Source organism: Pseudomonas sp. SWRI92, from assembly GCF_014268685.1.
Lineage (GTDB): Bacteria > Pseudomonadota > Gammaproteobacteria > Pseudomonadales > Pseudomonadaceae > Aquipseudomonas > Aquipseudomonas marvdashtae.
In genome coordinates this window covers 192,468-211,465 of sequence record NZ_JABWQY010000003.1, presented here as the reverse complement: position 1 = coordinate 211,465, position 18,998 = coordinate 192,468, and the positions used below count along the sequence as shown (strand labels likewise).

The window sequence follows — 18,998 nt, the reverse complement described above, 5'->3', positions numbered from 1 at the left end:
GGCTCACCTGAAACTGCCTGGGGCGCGAGGGTTGATCATGGGGTGAAAATTTCCGCCAAGCGTGGCGCTATTTTATCCAGCGCGAGAATTTGTGCCGCCGCGTCGATGGCCGCCGCCGCCCTCGGCATGCCATACACCGCGCTGCTCTGCTGGTCCTGGGCGATGGTCACGCAGCCCTGCTGGCGCATGAGTTTAAGCCCCTGCGCTCCGTCGCGGCCCATACCAGTGAGCAATACCCCCACCGCATCGCCGTTCCAGTAATGGGCGACACTTTCGAAAAACACATCAATGGAGGGCCGATAGATCTCATTGACCGGCTCGGCGGTGTAGGCAAGCGTACCGTTTTTCAACAGGCGCAGATGGTGGTTGGTCCCTGCCAGCAACACGGTGCCGCCTTGCGGCGTCTCGCCATGCCGGGCCAACCGGACATCCAGGCCCGACACGCCGCTGAGCCATTCGGCCATGCCGGCGGCAAACACTTCGTCCACGTGCTGAACCAGCACAATGGCCGGGGCGAAGTCACGCGGCAGCCCCTTGAGCAGCACTTCCAACGCAGCCGGGCCGCCCGCCGACGAGCCGATCGCCACCAGGCTGTTGCGTGACAACGGCGCGCGCGGTGCGGTCGGGGTGGCGCGCTCAGCGTTCCCGCGCTCGCCGATCAGCCAGCCGATGTTGGCGATCTTGCGCAACAGCGGTGCCGCGGCGTCCTCCGGCCTGCCGACGCCCAGGGCCGGCGTATCGACCACGTCGAGGGCGCCATGGCCCATGGCCTCGAATACCCGATGGACGTTCTGCTGGCTGTCACCGGTCACGATCACGATGGCGCACGGGGTGTCGGCCATGATCCGCCGCGTCGCCTCCACCCCATCCATGATCGGCATGAACAGGTCCATCAGGATCAGGTCCGGGGTGTATTCGGCGCACCGCTGCACAGCGTCAGCGCCATTGACGGCCACCCAGACCAGCTGATGCACAGGCTCCAACGCCAGCGCGCGGCGCAGGGCCTCGACCGCCAGGGGCATGTCATTGACAATGGCGATCTTCAAACCCGTACTCCTCCGATCAATTCGACCACGGCATCAAGCAAGGCGTCGTCGTGAAAACTCGCCTTGGCTAGATAATAGTCGGCCCCGGCGTCCAGGCCACGGCGACGATCTTCTTCGCGATCCTTGTAGGAAACCACCATCACCGGCAGCGATTGCAAGCGGCTGTCGCGCCGCAGCAACGATACCAACTCGATACCGTCCATGCGGGGCATGTCGATGTCAGTGATGAGCAGGTCGAAATTTTCCGCGCGCAACGCATTCCAACCGTCCATGCCGTCGACGGCCACGGCCACGTCGTAGCCGCGATTGAGCAACAGCTTGCGTTCCAGCTCACGCACGGTCAGCGAGTCATCAACGACCAGGATCCGCTTGCGCGGCGACTGGGCCTCGTTCCGCCGGGCAATGCGCTCCAGTCGGCCGGCATCGAGCAGTTTCTCCACCGAGCGCAAGAGGTCTTCGACATCGACAATCAACACCACCGAGCCGTCGTCCAGCAAGGCGCCGGCGGAAATGTCCTGGACCTTGCCCAGGCGCTCGTCCAGGGGCAGGACCACCAGGGTCCGCTCACCAATGAACCGTTCCACCGCCACGCCATAAATCACCTCCCGCTCACGGATCACCACGACCTTGAGGGTCTGGTCGCTGTTCGGCGTCGCCGGGCGATTGAGCAGTTGAGTGGCGGCAACCAAGCCAACATGGCGACCTTCGTGCCAGAAGTGCTGGCGACCTTCGACCTGGACGATGTCCTCGGGCGCCAGGTCGCACATGCGTTCGATATGGGCCAAGGGAAACGCGTAGGCTTCGCCGCCGACTTCCACCACCAGGCTGCGCACCACCGATAGCGTCAGCGGTACTTCGAGGTGGAAACGACTGCCCTGCCCGGCCGTCTGCTCCAGCACCACCGCGCCGCGCAACTGCCGGACCATATGCTGGACCGCATCCAGGCCGACACCGCGCCCGGACACTTCGGTCACTTTGTCCCGCAGGCTGAAGCCGGGCAGGAACAGAAACGCCAGCAGCTCTTCCTCACTCAGGCTGGCGGCGGTGTGCTCGGGGGACAGGCCGCGCGCCACGACACTGCGGCGTACCCGCTCCAGGTCCACGCCCGCACCGTCGTCCGCCAGTTCCAACACCAGCAGGCCGGCCTGGTGCGAGGCACGCAGGCGGATCAGGCCTTCGGCGGGTTTGCCGGCCAACACCCGTTGTTCCGGCGTCTCGATGCCATGGTCCACGGCGTTGCGCAGCAAGTGAGTCAGCGGCGCTTCAAGTTTTTCCAGTACGTCGCGATCGACCTGGGTTTTCTCCCCTTCGATTTCCAGGCGCACCTGTTTTCCGAGGCTGCGGCCCAAGTCGCGAACCATGCGCGCCTGCCCCGAAAGCACATCGGCAAACGGGCGCATGCGACAGGCCAGCGCCGTGTCGTACAGCACTTGCGCCCGCTGGCTGGCCTGCCAGGCGAACTCGTCCAGTTCAGCGATTTCCTGCGCCAGCAATTGCTGGGTTTCGGCCAGCAGGCGCCGGGCATCGCCGAGGGCTTCCTGGGCCTGCAAACTCAGGACGTGGTCCTTGAGGTGCACATTCAAGTCTTCGAGGGCGCGCAGACCATTGCCTTGCTGGCGCTTGAGCCGCAGCATGGTCGCCAGCCAAGGCTTGAGACGCTGGGTTTCAACAAGGGACTTGCTCGACAAGTCCAATAAGCTGTTCAGGCGCCCGGCGGTGACTCGCAAGACCCGCTCGCCCTCTTCGGTGACGCGCTTTTTCTTGGTGGGCGGCCCCGCGGGCTCCGTGGACGCGGGCTCGGCCATTTCGAGAGCAATGGGCTCGGCGGATAGGTCGTCCTTCGGCGACACAACCGTCGGCGCCGGCGTCGCGGCAGGGTCAAGCAAACGGCCCAACAGTGCGACATAGGCCTCGACGTCTTCGGCGCCGACACTGTTGCCGGGCGTCGCAATGCGGGTCAACAGATCAGTGCCTTGCAGCAAGGCATCGATGTGTTCGGCGCGCAACACCAGGCGCCGTTCCTGGGCGCTGACCAGGCAATCTTCCATCACATGAGCCACGCTGACCCCGGCATCGACCCCGACGATCCGCGCGGCACCCTTGAGGGAATGAGCCGCGCGCATACACGATTCCAGATGGTCGGCCTGGGTCGGATCACGTTCCAGCGCCAGCAGGCCGGCGCTCAGCACTTGGGTCTGGGCTTCGGCTTCCAGGCTGAACAGCTCCAGCAGCGAGGCGTCGCGCATCTGGTCGGGGGTCATGACAAGCTCCGGGACACGGCGGACAGCAGCTGCTCTTCATCCAGCCAACGCAGGTTGCGGCCTTTGTACTGCAGGACACCCCGGGTGTATTTGCCGGTCGATTGCGAAGCGTTCGCCAGAATACGTTCATCAATGGCATGGATCCCGTCCACCTCATCGACCGGCATCATCACCGGCCCGCCTTGTGCGCCGACGATCAGCATGCGCGGCATGACCCGACCACCGGAGGGCGCCGCCGAGCCGGGCTCCAGCCCGAGCAAGTCAACCAGCGACAGGCAAGCCACCAAGGCCCCGCGCACATTGGCAACCCCGAGCAAGGCCCGGGAGCGCTGGTGAGGTAATGAATGGATCGGCTGCAACGGCGCCACTTCCACCAGGCTGCGGGTGGTCAGGCCCAGCCACTCTTCGCCCAGGCGGAACATCAGCAGCGAGCGCGTGACGATATCGGCGTCCACCGGGGCATAAGCCAAGTCGCGGTCGTCCTGGCGCAGGGCGTAACGGTCGAGCAAACGGGTGGCGGCGGCCGAATACACTGAGCAATTGCGACAGTGAATATGCTCAGCCAGCAGCGGGCAAGACTTGTCGCCATGAACGCCGATGCGATTCCAACAGTCATCGATGGCCTGGGTATCGTCATGGGTCACGTTATAGAAAGCCGAACCGCTCATCATCTACGCTCACTGTCAGCCGCGCGCCCACTGCGTGCCGCGCGCTCCTGCAATCGACGGGCACCGGCCGCGTCTCCCTGGGAAGCCAGCAGCGCCGCCAAGTGCACCAACGCCTCGGCGTGTTGCGGCTCAAGATACAGCGCCTTGCGATAAAAACCCTGGGCCTCGAGTGCACTGCCGGCCATGTCGCTGAGCAGTCCCAACCAATAGAAGACCTGGGCGTTTGGCGCATGGCTGCGCACGTACTGTTCGCAAGCGGCGCGGGCCTCGGCGCTTCTGCCGCCGTTGGCAAGGGCGGCAATATTGGCTAGCAAGGTGGCGGCGTCGCTGCTTTTCGGTGCGGCAATCGGGGTGACGCCGCCAGCAAACGGCCGGGGCCGAATCACCGGCGCAGCGACTCGCGGTGGCGGCTGGCGAATCGGCAGCGGCGTCGGCATCAGGGCCGGCAGCGGTTGCGGCTCCGGCGCGCCCTGGCGGCTGAAGGCGAACGACTGGGCGATACCGATCGAGCGCATGCCAAGGCGCCCCAACAGACTGCCCTCGGCGGGCCCGATGAACAGCACGCCGCCCTCATGGGTCAGGCGCTTGAGAACCGCGAACACTTGCTGCTGGGTAGGCTGGTCAAAATAGATCAGCAGGTTGCGGCAGAAGACAAAATCGTAGGGGGCCTCGTTTACCAGCAGGGCCGGGTCCAACAAGTTGCCCACTTGCAGGCGCACCTGCTCGCGTACGCGCCCATCGAGACGATAGCCGTCATCCTCGGCGTTGAAATATCGTTCGCGAAAACCCAGGTCCGCACCCCGAAAAGAGTTTCTGCCGTAACGCGCTTGCCTGGCCTTTTCCACCGACAGCGGGCTGACGTCCATCCCATCGACCTTGAACTGATGCGGCCCAAGGCCTGCGTCGAACAAGGCCATGGCGATCGAGTAGGGTTCTTCGCCGGTGGAGCACGGCAGGCTGAGAATGCGCAGCGCCCGCAGGTGCTTGATCTCGGCGAGACGCAGGGTTGCCAGCCGGGCCAGCGTGGCGAAGGATTCCGGGTAACGGAAGAACCAGGTCTCCGGGACGATTACCGCTTCGATCAGCGCCTGCTGCTCCTGGGTAGAGTGTTGCAGCGATTGCCAGTACTCGTCAGTGGATCGGCCAGGGACGGCGAGGACACGCTGGCAGACCGCTCGCTCGATAATGGCAGTGCCGACGGACGTGACGTCCAAGCCGATACGCTCCTTGAGGAAGTCGAAAAAACGCTGGTCGCTGTTCATCGCTCTCCCTCGTTGTCATTGAGGTCCAGCGGTGGCGTGGGAAACAGCACCGCGCGAACGGACTCGTCGAGCAAATCGTTAACCCGGACCCATTGCAGCATGCCCTGGGCATCTTCACGCACCGGGCCGAGGTAAGGTGCTTGGCGATTGTCCAGGCCATAAGGCTTGAAATCGGCCGGATCACAACGCAACGTGTCGGTGGCCTGTTCCAGAATCAAACCCAGCACCTGCGCGGCTTGCTGCGCCTGCGGCCGATAGTGCACAAGTACCAGCCGGGTGCTGGTGCGCGCCTGGGCATCCTGGCCGAAGGTCAGGGCACAAAGGTCGATCACCGGCACGACAACCCCGCGCCAGGCAAACACCCCCGCCACCCAGGACGGCGCCCGGGCGATCGGCTTGAGTGACAAGCGCGGCAATACTTCCACCACGTCGGTGGCCTGCAAGGCGTAGCGCTCGTTTCCGATGCAGAACACCAGGAACAGCGTTTGCCGGGCCGCCGGAGCGACGCCATATCGGGCTTCGAACTCGCCCATCAGACTTTGAAGCGCGAGACGCCGCTGCGCAGCCCCGCGGCCACCTGGCTGAGTTCATCGATGGCGGAACTGGCCTGGCGTAGGGAGTCCACGGTCTGGCTGCTGGCATCGCCCAGTTGCACCAGGGCGTGATTGATCTGCTCAGCGCCGGTGGCCTGGGCCTGCATCCCCTCATTGACCATCAACACCCGCGGCGCCAACGCCTGGACCTGATGAATGATCTGCGAGAGTTGCTCGCCGATCTGCTGTACCTCGGCCATCCCGCGGCGCACTTCTTCGGAGAACTTGTCCATGCCCATCACTCCCGCCGAAACGGCCGACTGGATCTCGCGAACCATTTGCTCGATGTCGTAGGTGGCAACCGCGGTCTGGTCGGCCAGGCGGCGGACTTCGGTGGCGACCACGGCGAAACCGCGTCCGTACTCACCGGCCTTCTCGGCCTCGATGGCGGCGTTGAGCGACAGCAAGTTGGTCTGGTCGGCGACCTTGACGATGGTGACCACCACCTGATTGATGTTGCCGGCCTTCTCGTTGAGGATCGCCAGCTTGGCGTTTACAAGATCGGCGGCGCCCATCACCGAGTGCATGGTCTCTTCCATGCGCGCCAGGCCCTGCTGGCCTGAACCGGCAGCGACCGAGGCCTGGTCGGCGGCGGTGGAGACTTCGGTCATGGTGCGCACCAGGTCGCGGGACGTGGCGGCGATTTCCCGGGAGGTTGCGCCGATCTCAGTGGTGGTCGCGGCGGTTTCGGTGGCCGTGGCCTGCTGCTGTCGGGAAGTGGCGGCGATCTCGGTCACCGAAGTGGTGACCTGCACCGAGGAACGCTGGGCTTGGGACACCAGCGACGTCAGCTCGGCCATCATGTCGTTGAAGCCAGTCTCCACGGCGCCGAATTCGTCCTTGCGCGCCAGGTTCAGGCGCCCGCTCAGGTCGCCGCTGCGCATGACATCGAGAATCTCCACGATGCGAGTCATGGGCGCCATGATCGCGCGCATCAGCAACAGGCCGCAAAGCACAGCCACGAGCACCGCGACGACAAATGACAGACCCATCGCAATCTCGGCGGCCGTTACCGCATGGCCAATTGTCTGAGCGGCTCGCTCCGCCAGCTCGCGATTGCGCTCGATGATCTGGTTCAAGTGCCCACGGCCGTCGAGCCATGCCGGCGTCAGCTCTTTTTCCAATGCCAACCGTGCGCCTTCGTAGTCCTTGCGCTGGTACAGATCCAGCACCTTTGCCAAGGCCTTGTTGAAGTCCTGGTGATTGACCTCGAATTCGTCGAACGAAGCCTGGTCGGCCGGGTCCTGGATCAACTTCTGATAGTTCTGGATTTCTTCGCGAAGATGCTGCTCGTAACCCTGGTAGAGCGCCTTGTCCTCAGCGGTGATTTCGCGCTGGCCGGAAAGGCCGACGATCTGCTGGGTCTTGACGTAACTGTCGACCCAGCCGCCTCGGATCATGGAACTGAAATAAACCCCTGGGACGGCGTCGGTACGCACTTTCTGTTCACTGGCCTCGATCTTCAACAACCGCGAATACGTGACCACTACCATCAGCAACATGATGGCGATGATCACCGCAAAACTCGCCAGGATGCGTTGGCGCAACGTCCAGTTCTTCACAGTAAAACCTCGGGGCACTTTGAATTGCCGGGAGTATAGCCGAGGGCAATGGTGCGTCTGCATGACGGCTGGGGGGGATTTTCGGCCGCCGTTGTCTTGATCGGTGGCGCACCTGTGGCGAGGGAGCTGCTCCCGTCGTCCGTCAGCCGAGAGATCTATCGGCAGTTTTTTTTGGGAGCGGCTTCGCCGCTCAGCGGGAGCAAGCTCCCTCGCCACAGGGATTGAGGTTGGGATTGATCTATATAGTCGCCTGCCGCACCTGCTTTTCCAGTTCCGCTTTCAGCCCTGGCTCCAACTTCAACTGCCGCGCCAGTTCGTCGAGGTAGGATTTCTCCATGAAGTTTTCTTCGTCCACCAGCATCACGCTGGCGATGTACATTTCGGCGGCGATTTCCGGTGTGCTTGCCGCACGGGCGACGTCGCTGGGATCCAGGGGTTTGTTGAGTTCGGCGTGCAGCCAGTGCTGCAATTCCTGGTCGTTGTCGAGCTTGGTGAATTCGCCCTCGATCAACTGCCGTTCACGCTCGTCTACATGGCCGTCGGCCTTGGCCGCCGCGACCAGAGCCTTGAGGATCGCCTGGCTGTGCTGCTCGACCTGCGCCGGCGGGACGCGGTCCAGGGTCTGCGGCTCGGTTTTCGGTGCAGTGCCCTGTTGGGCCTGCCAGTTGCCATAAGCCTTGTACGCAATGACGCCCAACGCAGCCAGGCCGCCATAGGTCAGTGCCTTGCCGCCGAAGTTGCGGGCTTTCTTGTTGCCCAGCAGCAAGCCCATGGCACCGGCTGCCAACGCCCCGCCACCCGCGCCGGAGAGCATTCCGCCCAGGTTGCCGGAACCACCGAGCAATCCGCCCAACCCGCCGGACGACTTGCCCTGGGAGCCGCCAGCCTTGTTCTGCAGCATTTCCTGGCCGGACTTGAGTAACTGATCGAGCAATCCACGGGTGTTCATTTGTTGCCTCCACGCATTCGGGTTAACCGGATCATAAGGCCCCCAGCCTAGATCGAAAGTGCCCGGCATCCTCGGCGAGATTGCTTCGAGATGTTGCCTGACAGGATTCAGTCGACCTGCAGCCATTCGATAAAAACGATATACACTCCAAGACATCGATAAATTCGCTCGGCGGTGCTCAACCATGATGACCCTGCGCCAGATCCGTCACTTCATCGCCGTGGCCGAGACCGGGTCGATTTCCGCTGCGGCGCAAACGGCGTTCATTTCCCAGTCGACGCTGACCCTGGCCATCCAGCAGTTGGAGGAAGACATCGGCGTCAGCCTGTTCAGCCGCCACGCCAAGGGCATGACCCTGACCCACCAGGGGCATCAATTCCTGCGCCAGGCCCACCTGATCCTTGCCACCGTCGACAACGCCAAGCGCAGCCTGCAACAGAGCACCGACCAGGTCGCCGGCCAAGTCACCATCGGCGTGACCAGCCTCGTTGCCGGGTATTACCTGGCGGACCTGCTGACCCGTTTCCAGCGCGCCTATCCCAACGTGGCGATTCGCGTGATGGAAGACGAGCGGCCGTATATCGAGCATTTGCTGGTCAGCGGCGAAATCGACGTCGGCGTGCTGATCCTGTCCAACCTGGAAGATCGCCACGCGCTGCAGACTGAGGTGCTGACCCACTCGCCCCACCGCTTGTGGCTGCCGGCCCAGCATCCGTTGCTGGAGCACGACAGCATCCACCTGTCGGACGTGGCCCGCGAGCCGCTGATCCAATTGAATGTCGACGAAATGGATCGCAACGCGCAACGCCTGTGGCGTGGCGCCGGCCTGCAACCGAACATCACGCTGCGCACTGCCTCGACCGAAGCGGTGCGCAGCCTGGTGGCGGCCGGGCTGGGCGTGTCGATCCAACCGGACATGACCTACCGCCCCTGGTCACTGGAAGGCGACATCATCGAGGCCCGGCCAATTGCCGACCTCAACCAGACCCTTGATGTTGGCCTGGCCTGGCGCCGAGGCACCGCGCGGCCGGCGTCGGTCGACCCGTTCCTGGCGGTCGCGAGGGAACAGCGTCACGGCGGGCGCAAGCCATCTATTTAATCGAATGCAGCCTTGAGTATTTAGAATTTGTTGTCCGCCGGACTGCGCACTAGTCTTGCTGCATCCTTTGGGCCACTGACAAAAAGAGAAACCGACAATGGCTGGCACGCAGACCCCGTTGTGTACCGCGTTGCTGATTGATGGCGAAAGCGTGCCCGGCGACGGTTTTGTCGAGCCAATCCTCAACCCCGCCACCGGTGAAACGCTGGCGCACATTGCCGAGGCCAGCACCGAACAGGTCGAAGCCGCAATCCATGCTGCCCATCGCGCCTTCGATGGCTGGTCGCGCACCACCCCACAGCTGCGCTCAAACCTGCTGCTGGACATTGCCAGCGCGATCGAGAAGAACGCCGATTACCTGGCCCGCCTCGAATCCTTGAACTGCGGCAAGCCGCTGCACTTGGCACGCCAGGATGACCTGAGCGCCACGGTGGATGTGTTCCGCTTCTTTGCCGGCGCGGTACGCTGCCAGACCGGCCAGCTCAGCGGCGAATACCTGCCCGGCTATACCAGCATGGTGCGCCGCGATCCGATTGGCGTGGTCGCGTCCATTGCGCCGTGGAATTACCCGATCATGATGGCGGCCTGGAAAATCGCTCCCGCCCTGGCCGCCGGCAACACCTTGGTCTTCAAGCCCTCGGAGCATACGCCGCTATCGATCCTGGCCCTGGCGCCATTATTGGCGCAGATCCTGCCGCGCGGCGTCATCAACATTGTCTGCGGCGGCGGTGAAGGTGTCGGCAGCCATCTGGTCAGTCATCCCAAGGTCCGCATGGTTTCGTTGACGGGCGATATCGTCACCGGGCAGAAAATCCTCCAGGCCGCCGCCAAAACCCTCAAGCGCACGCACCTGGAATTGGGCGGCAAGGCTCCGGTGATCGTCTGTGACGATGCGGACTTGCAAGCGGTGGTCGAAGGCGTGCGCACCTACGGTTACTACAACGCCGGGCAGGATTGCACCGCGGCATGCCGGATCTACGCCCAGGCGGGGATCCACGACCGTCTGGTGGCCGAGCTCGGCGCGGCGGTCGGCAGCCTGCGTTTTGCCGGCAAGCGCGATGCCGACAATGAGATCGGCCCGCTGATCAGCATCCGCCAGCGCGACCGCGTCGCCAGTTTTGTCGAGCGCGCCCTCGGCCAGCCGCACATCGAACGCATCACGGGTGCGGCGGTGCATTCCGGCGCCGGCTTCTTTTACCAGCCGACGCTGTTGGCCGGTTGCAAGCAAAACGATGAAATCGTCCAGCGCGAGGTGTTCGGCCCGGTGGTCACGGTGACTCGCTTCGATGAGCTCAGCCAGGCGGTGGACTGGGCCAACGACTCGGAATACGGCCTGGCCTCCTCCGTCTGGACCCATAACCTTGACAAGGCGATGCAGGTGGCCGCGCGGCTGCAATACGGCTGCACCTGGATCAACAGCCATTTCATGCTGGTCAGCGAAATGCCCCATGGCGGCCTGAAACGCTCGGGCTATGGGAAAGACCTGTCGAGCGATTCGCTCCAGGACTACAGCGTGGTGCGCCATATCATGGCCCGCCACGGCCAGCATCTGTAGATAACAGCACTACTCTAATAACAGGCCAGCCCTGGCGCTTCACCCCGTTGCGAAACTGCCCCGACCATAATTAAAGCAAGAGGGATTTCCATGTACGCGCACAAGACCGCATTGCTCAGTGCAATCACCACGGCGCTTCTGACCAGCGTCAGCCTCCAGGCCGCCGAACCGCTCAAGGCGGTTGGCGCTGGCGAAGGCCAACTGGATATCGTCGCCTGGCCGGGCTACATCGAGCGTGGTGAAAGCGACAAGGCCTACGATTGGGTGACCGGCTTCGAGAAGGAAACGGGTTGCAAGGTCAACGTGAAGACTGCCGCGACGTCCGATGAAATGGTCAGCCTGATGAGCAAGGGCGGCTATGACCTGGTCACTGCCTCCGGCGACGCCTCCTTGCGGCTGATTGCCGGCAAACGCGTGCAGCCGATCAACACCGCGCTGATCGCCAATTGGAAAAACCTCGACCCGCGTCTCAAGGATGCGCCGTGGTACGTGGTCAATCAGCAGACCTACGGCACCCCGTACCAATGGGGCCCGAACGTGCTGATGTACAACACCGAGGTGTTCAAGCAGGCACCGACCAGCTGGAGTGTGCTGTTCGAGGCGCAGAACCTGCCTGACGGCAAGCCGAACAAGGGACGCGTGCAAGCCTACGATGGCCCGATCTACATCGCCGATGCGGCGCTCTACCTCAAGACCGCCAAGCCCGAATTGGGCATCAAGGACCCGTACCAGCTCGACGAAGCCCAGTACAAGGCTGTGCTGGAATTGCTGCGGGCCCAGCAACCGTTGATCCACCGTTACTGGCATGACACCACTGTGCAGATGAGCGACTTCAAGAACGAAGGCGTGGTGGCATCCGGCGCCTGGCCGTACCAGGTCAATGGCCTGACCAACGAGAAACAGCCGATCGCCTCGACCATTCCCAAGGAAGGCGCCACCGGCTGGGCCGATACCACGATGCTGCACGCCGAGGCCAAGCACCCCAACTGCGCGTACAAATGGATGGACTGGTCGCTTCAACCCAAGGTCCAGGGCGACGTAGCCGCCTGGTTCGGCTCCTTGCCGGCCGTGCCGGCGGCGTGCAAAGGCAGCGAACTGCTAGGCGCCGAAGGCTGCAAGACCAACGGCTTCGACCAGTTCGACAAGATCGCCTTCTGGAAAACCCCACAGGCCGAGGGCGGCAAGTTCGTGCCGTACAGTCGCTGGACCCAGGATTACATTGCGATCATGGGTGGGCGCTAAGTCGCAGTCACCTGTTTGGACCGGGGGGACATGGTTAACCCTGTGGCGAGGGAGCTTGCTCCCGCTGGCGCGCGCAGCACGCCCAAAACCGACCGACGCGGTATGACCTGCCCACCGCATCGGCTGGTTTTGGGGTGGCTGCGCCACCCAGCGGGAGCAAGCTCCCTCGCCACGGGACCGCGTTCCAACCGTTGCGATTTCATACCCGCCCCGCTTTCTGGAGCCCCGCACCATGACGCTTGCAGTCCAGTTCACCCACGTTTCCCGTCAGTTCGGCGATGTGAAGGCCGTTGACCGGGTTTCCATCGACATTCAGGACGGCGAGTTCTTTTCCATGCTGGGACCGTCCGGTTCCGGCAAGACCACCTGCCTGCGGCTGATCGCCGGGTTCGAGCAGCCCAGCGCCGGTTCGATCCGCATCCACGGCGAGGAAGCCGTGGGGCTCGCGCCCTATCAGCGGGACGTCAACACGGTTTTCCAGGACTATGCCCTGTTCCCCCACATGAACGTGCGCGACAACGTCGCCTATGGCCTGAAGGTCAAAGGCATCGCCAAGGCCGAACGCATCAAGCGCGCCGACGAAGCACTGGAGATGGTTGCCCTGGACGGCTACGGCCAGCGCAAGCCGGTGCAACTCTCCGGCGGCCAACGTCAACGCGTCGCCCTGGCCCGCGCGCTGGTCAACCGCCCGCGCGTCCTGCTGCTGGATGAGCCCCTGGGCGCCCTCGACCTGAAGCTGCGCGAACAGATGCAGAGCGAATTGAAGAAACTCCAACGGCAGCTGGGCATCACCTTCATTTTTGTCACCCATGACCAGACCGAAGCGTTGTCGATGTCCGATCGCGTCGCGGTGTTCAACAAGGGCCGCATCGAACAGGTCGATACGCCGCGCAACCTGTACATGCGGCCGGCCACCACCTTCGTCGCCGAATTCGTCGGCACCTCCAACGTGATTCGTGGCGAACTGGCCCGGCAATTGAGCGGGCACCCACAGCCGTTCTCGATCCGCCCGGAACATGTGCGTTTTGCCGAAGGCCCGCTGGCTGGGCATGAAATCGAAGTCAGCGGCCTGCTCCATGACATCCAATACCAAGGCAGTGCGACGCGCTACGAGCTGACGCTGGAGACCGGCCAGACGCTCAGCCTCAGCCAGGCCAACACCCAATGGAACGACAACAGCGCCCAGCACCAGACCGGCCAACCGATCACGGTACGCTGGGCGCGTGAGGCGATGGTCGCCCTGCACGACACCGTTGGCGGCGAGGCCTGAAATGAACACCGTGGCCATCACTCAAACGCCCGCGCACGGCTCGCCGTTACGCCGTTTTTCCAACCTGCTGTACCGACGGCCCAACCTCTACCTGTCGATGTTGCTGGTGCCACCGCTGATCTGGTTCGGCGCGATCTACCTGGGTTCGCTGCTGACTTTGCTTTGGCAGGGTTTCTACACCTTCGACGACTTCACCATGGCGGTCACGCCCGACCTGACCCTGGCGAACTTTTCGGCGCTGTTCCAGCCGTCGAATTTCGACATCATTGCGCGCACCTTGGCCATGGCAATCGCCGTGTCCATTGCCAGCGCCATCGTCGCCTTCCCGATCGCCTATTACATGGCGCGCTACACCAGCGGCAAGACCAAGGCATTTTTCTACATTGCGGTGATGCTGCCGATGTGGGCCAGCTACATCGTCAAGGCCTATGCCTGGACGTTGCTGCTGGCCAAGGGTGGCGTGGCGCAGTGGTTCGTCCAGCACCTGGGCCTGGGGCCGGTGTTGCAGTTCGTGCTGGGAATCCCGGGCGTGGGCGGCAGCACCTTGTCCACCTCGCACCTAGGGCGTTTCCTGGTGTTCGTCTACATCTGGCTGCCGTTCATGATCCTGCCGATCCAAGCGTCGCTGGAGCGTTTGCCACCGTCGCTGCTGCAAGCCTCGGCGGACCTGGGCGCCAGGCCACGCCAGACGTTCACGCAGGTGATCCTGCCGCTGTCGATCCCAGGCATCGCCGCTGGCTCGATCTTCACGTTTTCGCTGACCTTGGGGGATTTCATCGTGCCGCAACTGGTGGGCCCGCCGGGCTACTTCGTCGGCAGCATGGTCTACGCCCAGCAAGGGGCCATCGGCAATATGCCCATGGCGGCGGCGTTCACGCTGGTGCCTATCGTGCTGATCGCCATCTACTTATCCATCGTCAAGCGACTGGGGGCTTTCGATGCACTCTGACTCTCGGGCCTCGTGGGGCTTGCGGATCGCGGCATGGGGCGGGCTGGTGTTCCTGCACTTTCCGATCCTGATCATCTTTCTCTACGCCTTCAATACCGAAGACGCGGCGTTCAGCTTCCCGCCCAAGGGCTTGACCCTGAAGTGGTTCAGCATCGCCTTCTCGCGCCCGGACGTGCTGGAAGCGATCAAATTGTCCTTGCAGGTCGCGGCCGTCGCCACGCTGATTGCCATGGTCCTCGGCACGCTTGCCTCGGCGGCGCTGTATCGCCGTGATTTCTTCGGCAAGCAGGGCATTTCGCTGATGCTGATCCTGCCGATTGCCTTGCCGGGGATCATCACCGGCATCGCCTTGCTGGCAACGTTCAAGACCTTGGGCATCGAACCCGGCATGTTCACCATCATCGTCGGCCATGCGACCTTCTGCGTGGTGATCGTCTACAACAACGTCATCGCCCGACTGCGCCGCACGTCCCACAGCCTGATCGAAGCCTCGATGGACCTGGGCGCCGACGGCTGGCAGACCTTTCGCTACATCATCTTGCCTAACCTGGGGTCAGCGTTGCTGGCCGGCGGAATGCTGGCGTTTGCCTTATCGTTCGATGAAATCATCGTCACCACCTTCACCGCAGGCCATGAGCGCACGCTGCCGCTCTGGCTGCTCAACCAGCTCAGCCGCCCCCGCGACGTGCCGGTGACCAACGTGGTGGCCATGCTAGTGATGCTGGTCACGATGCTGCCGATACTCGGCGCCTATTACCTGACCCGTGGGGGCGAGAGCGTGGCGGGGAGCGGCGGTAAATGAATGTCACTGTGAAACCGGCCCCCACGGGGTTACAAACCAGATTCAAGAGGACATGCACATGCAAACCAAACTGCTGATCAACGGCCACCTGGTCAACGGCGAAGGCCCCGGCCAGGCGGTATTCAACCCGGCGCTGGGCCGGGTGCTGGTGGAAATCAATGAAGCCAGCGAAGCCCAGGTCGACGCCGCCGTGCGCGCCGCCGACAGCGCCTTCGAATCCTGGTCGCAGGTGGCGCCCAAGGACCGCTCCCTGCTACTGCTCAAATTGGCCGATGCCATCGAAGCCAACGGCGAAGAACTGGCGAAGCTGGAGTCGGATAACTGCGGCAAGCCTTTGGGCGCCGCGCTGAATGACGAGATTCCAGCGATTGCCGACGTGTTCCGTTTTTTCGCTGGGGCCAGCCGCTGCATGAACGGTTCGGCGGGCGGCGAATACCTGCCGGGGCACACCTCGATGATCCGTCGAGACCCGGTGGGCGTGATTGCCTCCATCGCACCGTGGAACTATCCGCTGATGATGGTCGCCTGGAAGATCGCCCCCGCCTTGGCCGCCGGTAATACCGTGGTGCTCAAACCGTCGGAACAGACACCATTGACCGCCCTGCGCCTGGCGGAGCTGGCGTCGGAAATTTTCCCCGCAGGCGTACTCAACGTAGTCTTTGGGCGCGGGCAAACGGTTGGCCAGCCCTTGGTTACCCATCCCAAAGTGCGCATGGTTTCCCTGACGGGCTCGATCGCCACCGGCTCGAATATCATTTCCAGCACTGCCGACACCGTCAAGCGCACGCACATGGAGCTGGGCGGCAAGGCCCCGGTGATCATTTTCGACGACGCCGACATTGATGCGGCCGTGGAAGGCATCCGCACCTTCGGCTTCTACAACGCCGGCCAGGACTGCACCGCCGCCTGCCGCATCTATGCCCAGCAAGGCATCTATGACCAGTTCGTCGAAAAGCTCGGCGCCGCGGTCGGCAGTATCAAATATGGCCTGCAGAACGAGCCCGGCACCGAGATGGGTCCACTGATCACGGCCCAGCATCGCGACCGCGTGGCCGGTTTCGTCGAACGGGCCATTGCCCAACCGCACATTCGCCTGATCACTGGAGGCAAGGCCGTCGACGGCAACGGCTTCTTCTTCGAACCAACCGTGCTGGCCGACGCCCAGCAGGACGATGAAATCGTCCGTCGGGAGGTTTTCGGCCCGGTGGTGTCCGTCACGTCATTCGTCGACGAAGCACAGGTCCTGGCTTGGGCGAACGATTCGGACTACGGCCTGGCCTCATCGGTGTGGACCGCTGACATCGGTCGCGCCCATCGCCTGTCGGCACGTTTGCAGTACGGCTGCACTTGGGTGAACACCCATTTCATGCTGGTCAGCGAAATGCCCCATGGCGGTCAGAAACGTTCCGGTTATGGCAAGGACATGTCCATGTATGGGCTGGAGGATTACACGGTGGTGCGGCATGTGATGTTCAAGCATTGAGTCGACGCCAATTGAAGGTACACCACGACCAACGGGTCGTACTGGTCGTGGTGAAGCGTATCTAGTCACCGTTCAAAACCGCGAAACACTGCGCATCGCATCCACCAGGTAACGCATGGCGATCCGGTCGTTTTCCGACAGCTCCCGATAACGTTCGACCAGCCTCAGTTCTTCCAGGCTGAGTCGTCGTGTCCTGCGCCCATTGGTCAGGCCTGGAAAGATCCCCAGCATTTGGGTAATGCCCTGTATTTTCGTCATGAACGTTGTCCTTCTGTACGTCGATTTGGCCTGATAGCGCTCCGTGATTCAGGGGTTGAAGCGTCTGTCCACGCTAAGAATAGGGAGGATTCGAAGCGTGAGAAGAGAGTTTTAGAGTAATTAGTCAAAAAAATCAGAAATCCTCCGAAAAAAAGAAATATCTGTAAGAAAGTTTGACCAAACCACGCTTTTCCTTTCTCTCCCGCCCAGCAATTCCCCTATGATTTTGCGCCTCGGTGAACCGATCCAGCTCCCAGGCATCTGTTCTTACGTTCGTCGCGTTTGGCCAAAGGCATGTCCGAACTCCCTTATCAATTGCCGCGGCCAGGATCGGCTCGGGATTGTTTCGAGAAAAGGTTGTATTTATGCACCGCAGGAATCTGCTAAAGGCCTCTATGGCCTTCGCCGCCTACACCGGGCTTTCAGCCTCTGGACTCATGGCTGCACGAGCCTGGGCGGCCGATCAGGCGGCCGACGGCGAAGCCCGGCCGTTCGATTTCAACGGGCTGAAAGACCAGGCCCGGAAATTGGCCGCTAGCCGCTACGTCGACACCAAGCAAGTCTTGCCGCCGACCTTGGCCCAGATGTCGCCCCTGCAATTCAATGCCATCCGGTACGACGCCAACCATTCGTTGTGGAATGCGCTGGACGGTCAACTGGACGTGCAGTTCTTCCATGTCGGCATGGGCTTCAAGCAACCGGTGCGCATGTACAGCGTCGATCCGAAGACCCGCATGGCCCGCGAGGTGCATTTCCGCCCGGAGCTGTTCAATTACGAAAAGACCACGGTCAACACCTCGCAACTGACCGGTGACCTGGGCTTCGCCGGGTTCCGGGCATTCAAGGCTCCAGAGCTGGATCGGCACGATATCGTTTCATTCCTGGGCGCCAGCTATTTCCGCGCCGTGGATGAGAGCGGACAGTACGGGTTGTCAGCCCGCGGCCTGGCCATCGACACCTACGCAAAGAAACGCGAGGAATTCCCGGACTTCACCAAATTCTGGTTCGAAACCCCGGACAAGAACAGCACGCGTTTTGTGGTCTACGCCCTGCTCGACTCGCCCAGCGCCACGGGTGCCTATCGGTTTGATATCGATTGCCAGCCGACCCGGGTCGTCATGGAAATCGACGCCCATGTCAACGCCCGCACCGCCATCGAGCAACTGGGCATCGCGCCGATGACCAGCATGTTCAGCTGCGGCACGGTCGAGCGACGCATGTGCGACACCATCCACCCGCAGATCCACGATTCCGACCGGTTGGCCATGTGGCGCGGCAACGGCGAATGGGTCTGCCGTCCGCTGAACAACCCCGCCACCCTGCAATTCAACGCCTTCGCCGACAAGAACCCGAAAGGCTTTGGCCTGGTGCAGACCGATCATGACTTCGACAGCTACCAGGACACCGTGGACTGGTACAGCAAACGCCCAAGCCTGTGGGTCGAGCCCACCACGGCCTGGGGTGAAGGTTCTATCGATCTGCTGGAAATTCCCACCACCGGCGAAACCCTCGACAACATCGTTGCCTTCTGGACGCCGAAGAAACCAGTCGCTGCCGGCGATTCGCTGAACTATGGCTACAAGCTCTATTGGAGCGCGCTGCCACCGGTGAGCACTGAGCTGGCGCGTGTGGACGCTACACGTTCTGGCATGGGCGGCTTCATCGAAGGTTGGGCGCCCGGCGAGCATTATCCAACCGTCTGGGCACGACGTTTCGCCGTGGACTTCACCGGCGGCGGCATCGATCAATTGCCTCCGGGCACTGGCATCGAACCGGTGGTGACCTGCTCCCATGGCGAAGTGAAGGACTTCAACGTGTTGGTGCTGGATGCGATCAAGGGCTACCGCATCACCTTCGACTGGTACCCGACCGACGACCGCGTGGATCCTGTGGAAATGCGCCTGTTTATCCGCACCAAAGACCGGACCCTGAGCGAAACCTGGTTGTACCAGTATTTCCCGCCAGCCCCGGATAAACGTAAATACCCTTAAGCACGCAA

16 protein-coding genes are annotated in these 18,998 nt (G+C 62.6%); 8 read left to right on the top strand and 8 right to left on the bottom strand.

Features of this window, described 5'->3' with window-relative positions; translation table 11 throughout:
- Window positions 1-35 precede the first annotated feature (35 nt).
- From HU762_RS07495 to HU762_RS07465, 7 genes are all read right to left on the bottom strand, one after another.
- Window positions 36-1,046, bottom strand: coding sequence for a chemotaxis response regulator protein-glutamate methylesterase (locus HU762_RS07495; RefSeq protein WP_186634897.1), 1,011 nt, complete (start codon window positions 1,044-1,046; stop codon window positions 36-38).
- Complete coding sequence (locus HU762_RS07490; RefSeq protein WP_186634894.1) at window positions 1,043-3,307, bottom strand: hybrid sensor histidine kinase/response regulator; 2,265 nt, start codon at window positions 3,305-3,307, stop codon at window positions 1,043-1,045. The genes HU762_RS07495 and HU762_RS07490 overlap by 4 nt, the downstream gene beginning before the upstream one ends.
- Complete coding sequence (locus HU762_RS07485) at window positions 3,304-3,975, bottom strand: chemotaxis protein CheW (protein ID WP_186634892.1); 672 nt, start codon at window positions 3,973-3,975, stop codon at window positions 3,304-3,306. The genes HU762_RS07490 and HU762_RS07485 overlap by 4 nt, the downstream gene beginning before the upstream one ends.
- The gene (locus tag HU762_RS07480) at window positions 3,975-5,237 is read right to left on the bottom strand and encodes a protein-glutamate O-methyltransferase CheR (protein ID WP_186634890.1); all 1,263 of its coding nucleotides are present in this window, start codon (window positions 5,235-5,237) and stop codon (window positions 3,975-3,977) included. The genes HU762_RS07485 and HU762_RS07480 overlap by 1 nt, the downstream gene beginning before the upstream one ends.
- Window positions 5,234-5,770, bottom strand: a complete 537-nt coding sequence (locus HU762_RS07475) for a chemotaxis protein CheW (protein ID WP_186634888.1) — start codon at window positions 5,768-5,770, stop codon at window positions 5,234-5,236. Before HU762_RS07475 ends, HU762_RS07480 begins: the two co-directional genes overlap by 4 nt.
- Window positions 5,770-7,392: a methyl-accepting chemotaxis protein gene (locus HU762_RS07470; RefSeq protein ID WP_186634885.1), complete on the bottom strand. Its 1,623-nt coding sequence runs from the start codon at window positions 7,390-7,392 to the stop codon at window positions 5,770-5,772. The genes HU762_RS07475 and HU762_RS07470 overlap by 1 nt, the downstream gene beginning before the upstream one ends.
- Window positions 7,393-7,630: 238 nt before the next feature.
- Window positions 7,631-8,341, bottom strand: coding sequence for a tellurite resistance TerB family protein (locus HU762_RS07465; protein WP_186634882.1), 711 nt, complete (start codon window positions 8,339-8,341; stop codon window positions 7,631-7,633).
- Window positions 8,342-8,525: 184 nt separating this feature from the next.
- Here HU762_RS07465 and HU762_RS07460 point away from each other — a divergent pair, with 184 nt between their 5' ends.
- The 7 genes from HU762_RS07460 (at window position 8,526) to HU762_RS07430 (ending at window position 16,741) form a co-directional block, all read left to right on the top strand.
- Complete coding sequence (locus tag HU762_RS07460; RefSeq protein WP_186611144.1) at window positions 8,526-9,440, top strand: LysR family transcriptional regulator; 915 nt, start codon at window positions 8,526-8,528, stop codon at window positions 9,438-9,440.
- A gap of 97 nt (window positions 9,441-9,537) precedes the next feature.
- Entirely contained in the window at window positions 9,538-10,995 is a 1,458-nt protein-coding gene (locus HU762_RS07455; protein WP_186634879.1) for a gamma-aminobutyraldehyde dehydrogenase, read from the top strand.
- 90 nt (window positions 10,996-11,085) lie between these two features.
- Window positions 11,086-12,237: a putative ABC transporter substrate-binding protein YdcS gene (ydcS, locus tag HU762_RS07450; protein ID WP_186634876.1), complete on the top strand. Its 1,152-nt coding sequence runs from the start codon at window positions 11,086-11,088 to the stop codon at window positions 12,235-12,237.
- A gap of 232 nt (window positions 12,238-12,469) precedes the next feature.
- The gene (locus HU762_RS07445) at window positions 12,470-13,507 is read left to right on the top strand and encodes an ABC transporter ATP-binding protein (RefSeq protein WP_186634873.1); all 1,038 of its coding nucleotides are present in this window, start codon (window positions 12,470-12,472) and stop codon (window positions 13,505-13,507) included.
- Between the two features lies 1 nt (window position 13,508).
- Complete coding sequence (locus tag HU762_RS07440; protein WP_186634870.1) at window positions 13,509-14,456, top strand: ABC transporter permease; 948 nt, start codon at window positions 13,509-13,511, stop codon at window positions 14,454-14,456.
- Window positions 14,446-15,258, top strand: a complete 813-nt coding sequence (locus HU762_RS07435) for an ABC transporter permease (protein WP_186634867.1) — start codon at window positions 14,446-14,448, stop codon at window positions 15,256-15,258. Before HU762_RS07440 ends, HU762_RS07435 begins: the two co-directional genes overlap by 11 nt.
- Window positions 15,259-15,316: 58 nt before the next feature.
- Complete coding sequence (locus tag HU762_RS07430; protein ID WP_186634864.1) at window positions 15,317-16,741, top strand: gamma-aminobutyraldehyde dehydrogenase; 1,425 nt, start codon at window positions 15,317-15,319, stop codon at window positions 16,739-16,741.
- A gap of 72 nt (window positions 16,742-16,813) precedes the next feature.
- On the opposite strand, the gene HU762_RS07425 is transcribed toward HU762_RS07430, so the two are convergent.
- Complete coding sequence (locus tag HU762_RS07425; RefSeq protein ID WP_186634861.1) at window positions 16,814-16,999, bottom strand: hypothetical protein; 186 nt, start codon at window positions 16,997-16,999, stop codon at window positions 16,814-16,816.
- A gap of 365 nt (window positions 17,000-17,364) precedes the next feature.
- Between HU762_RS07425 and HU762_RS07420 the strand changes: the two genes are divergently transcribed.
- Window positions 17,365-18,990 (top strand): glucan biosynthesis protein D, encoded by a 1,626-nt coding sequence (locus tag HU762_RS07420; RefSeq protein WP_186634858.1) that lies wholly within the window; start codon window positions 17,365-17,367, stop codon window positions 18,988-18,990.
- Window positions 18,991-18,998 lie beyond the last annotated feature (8 nt).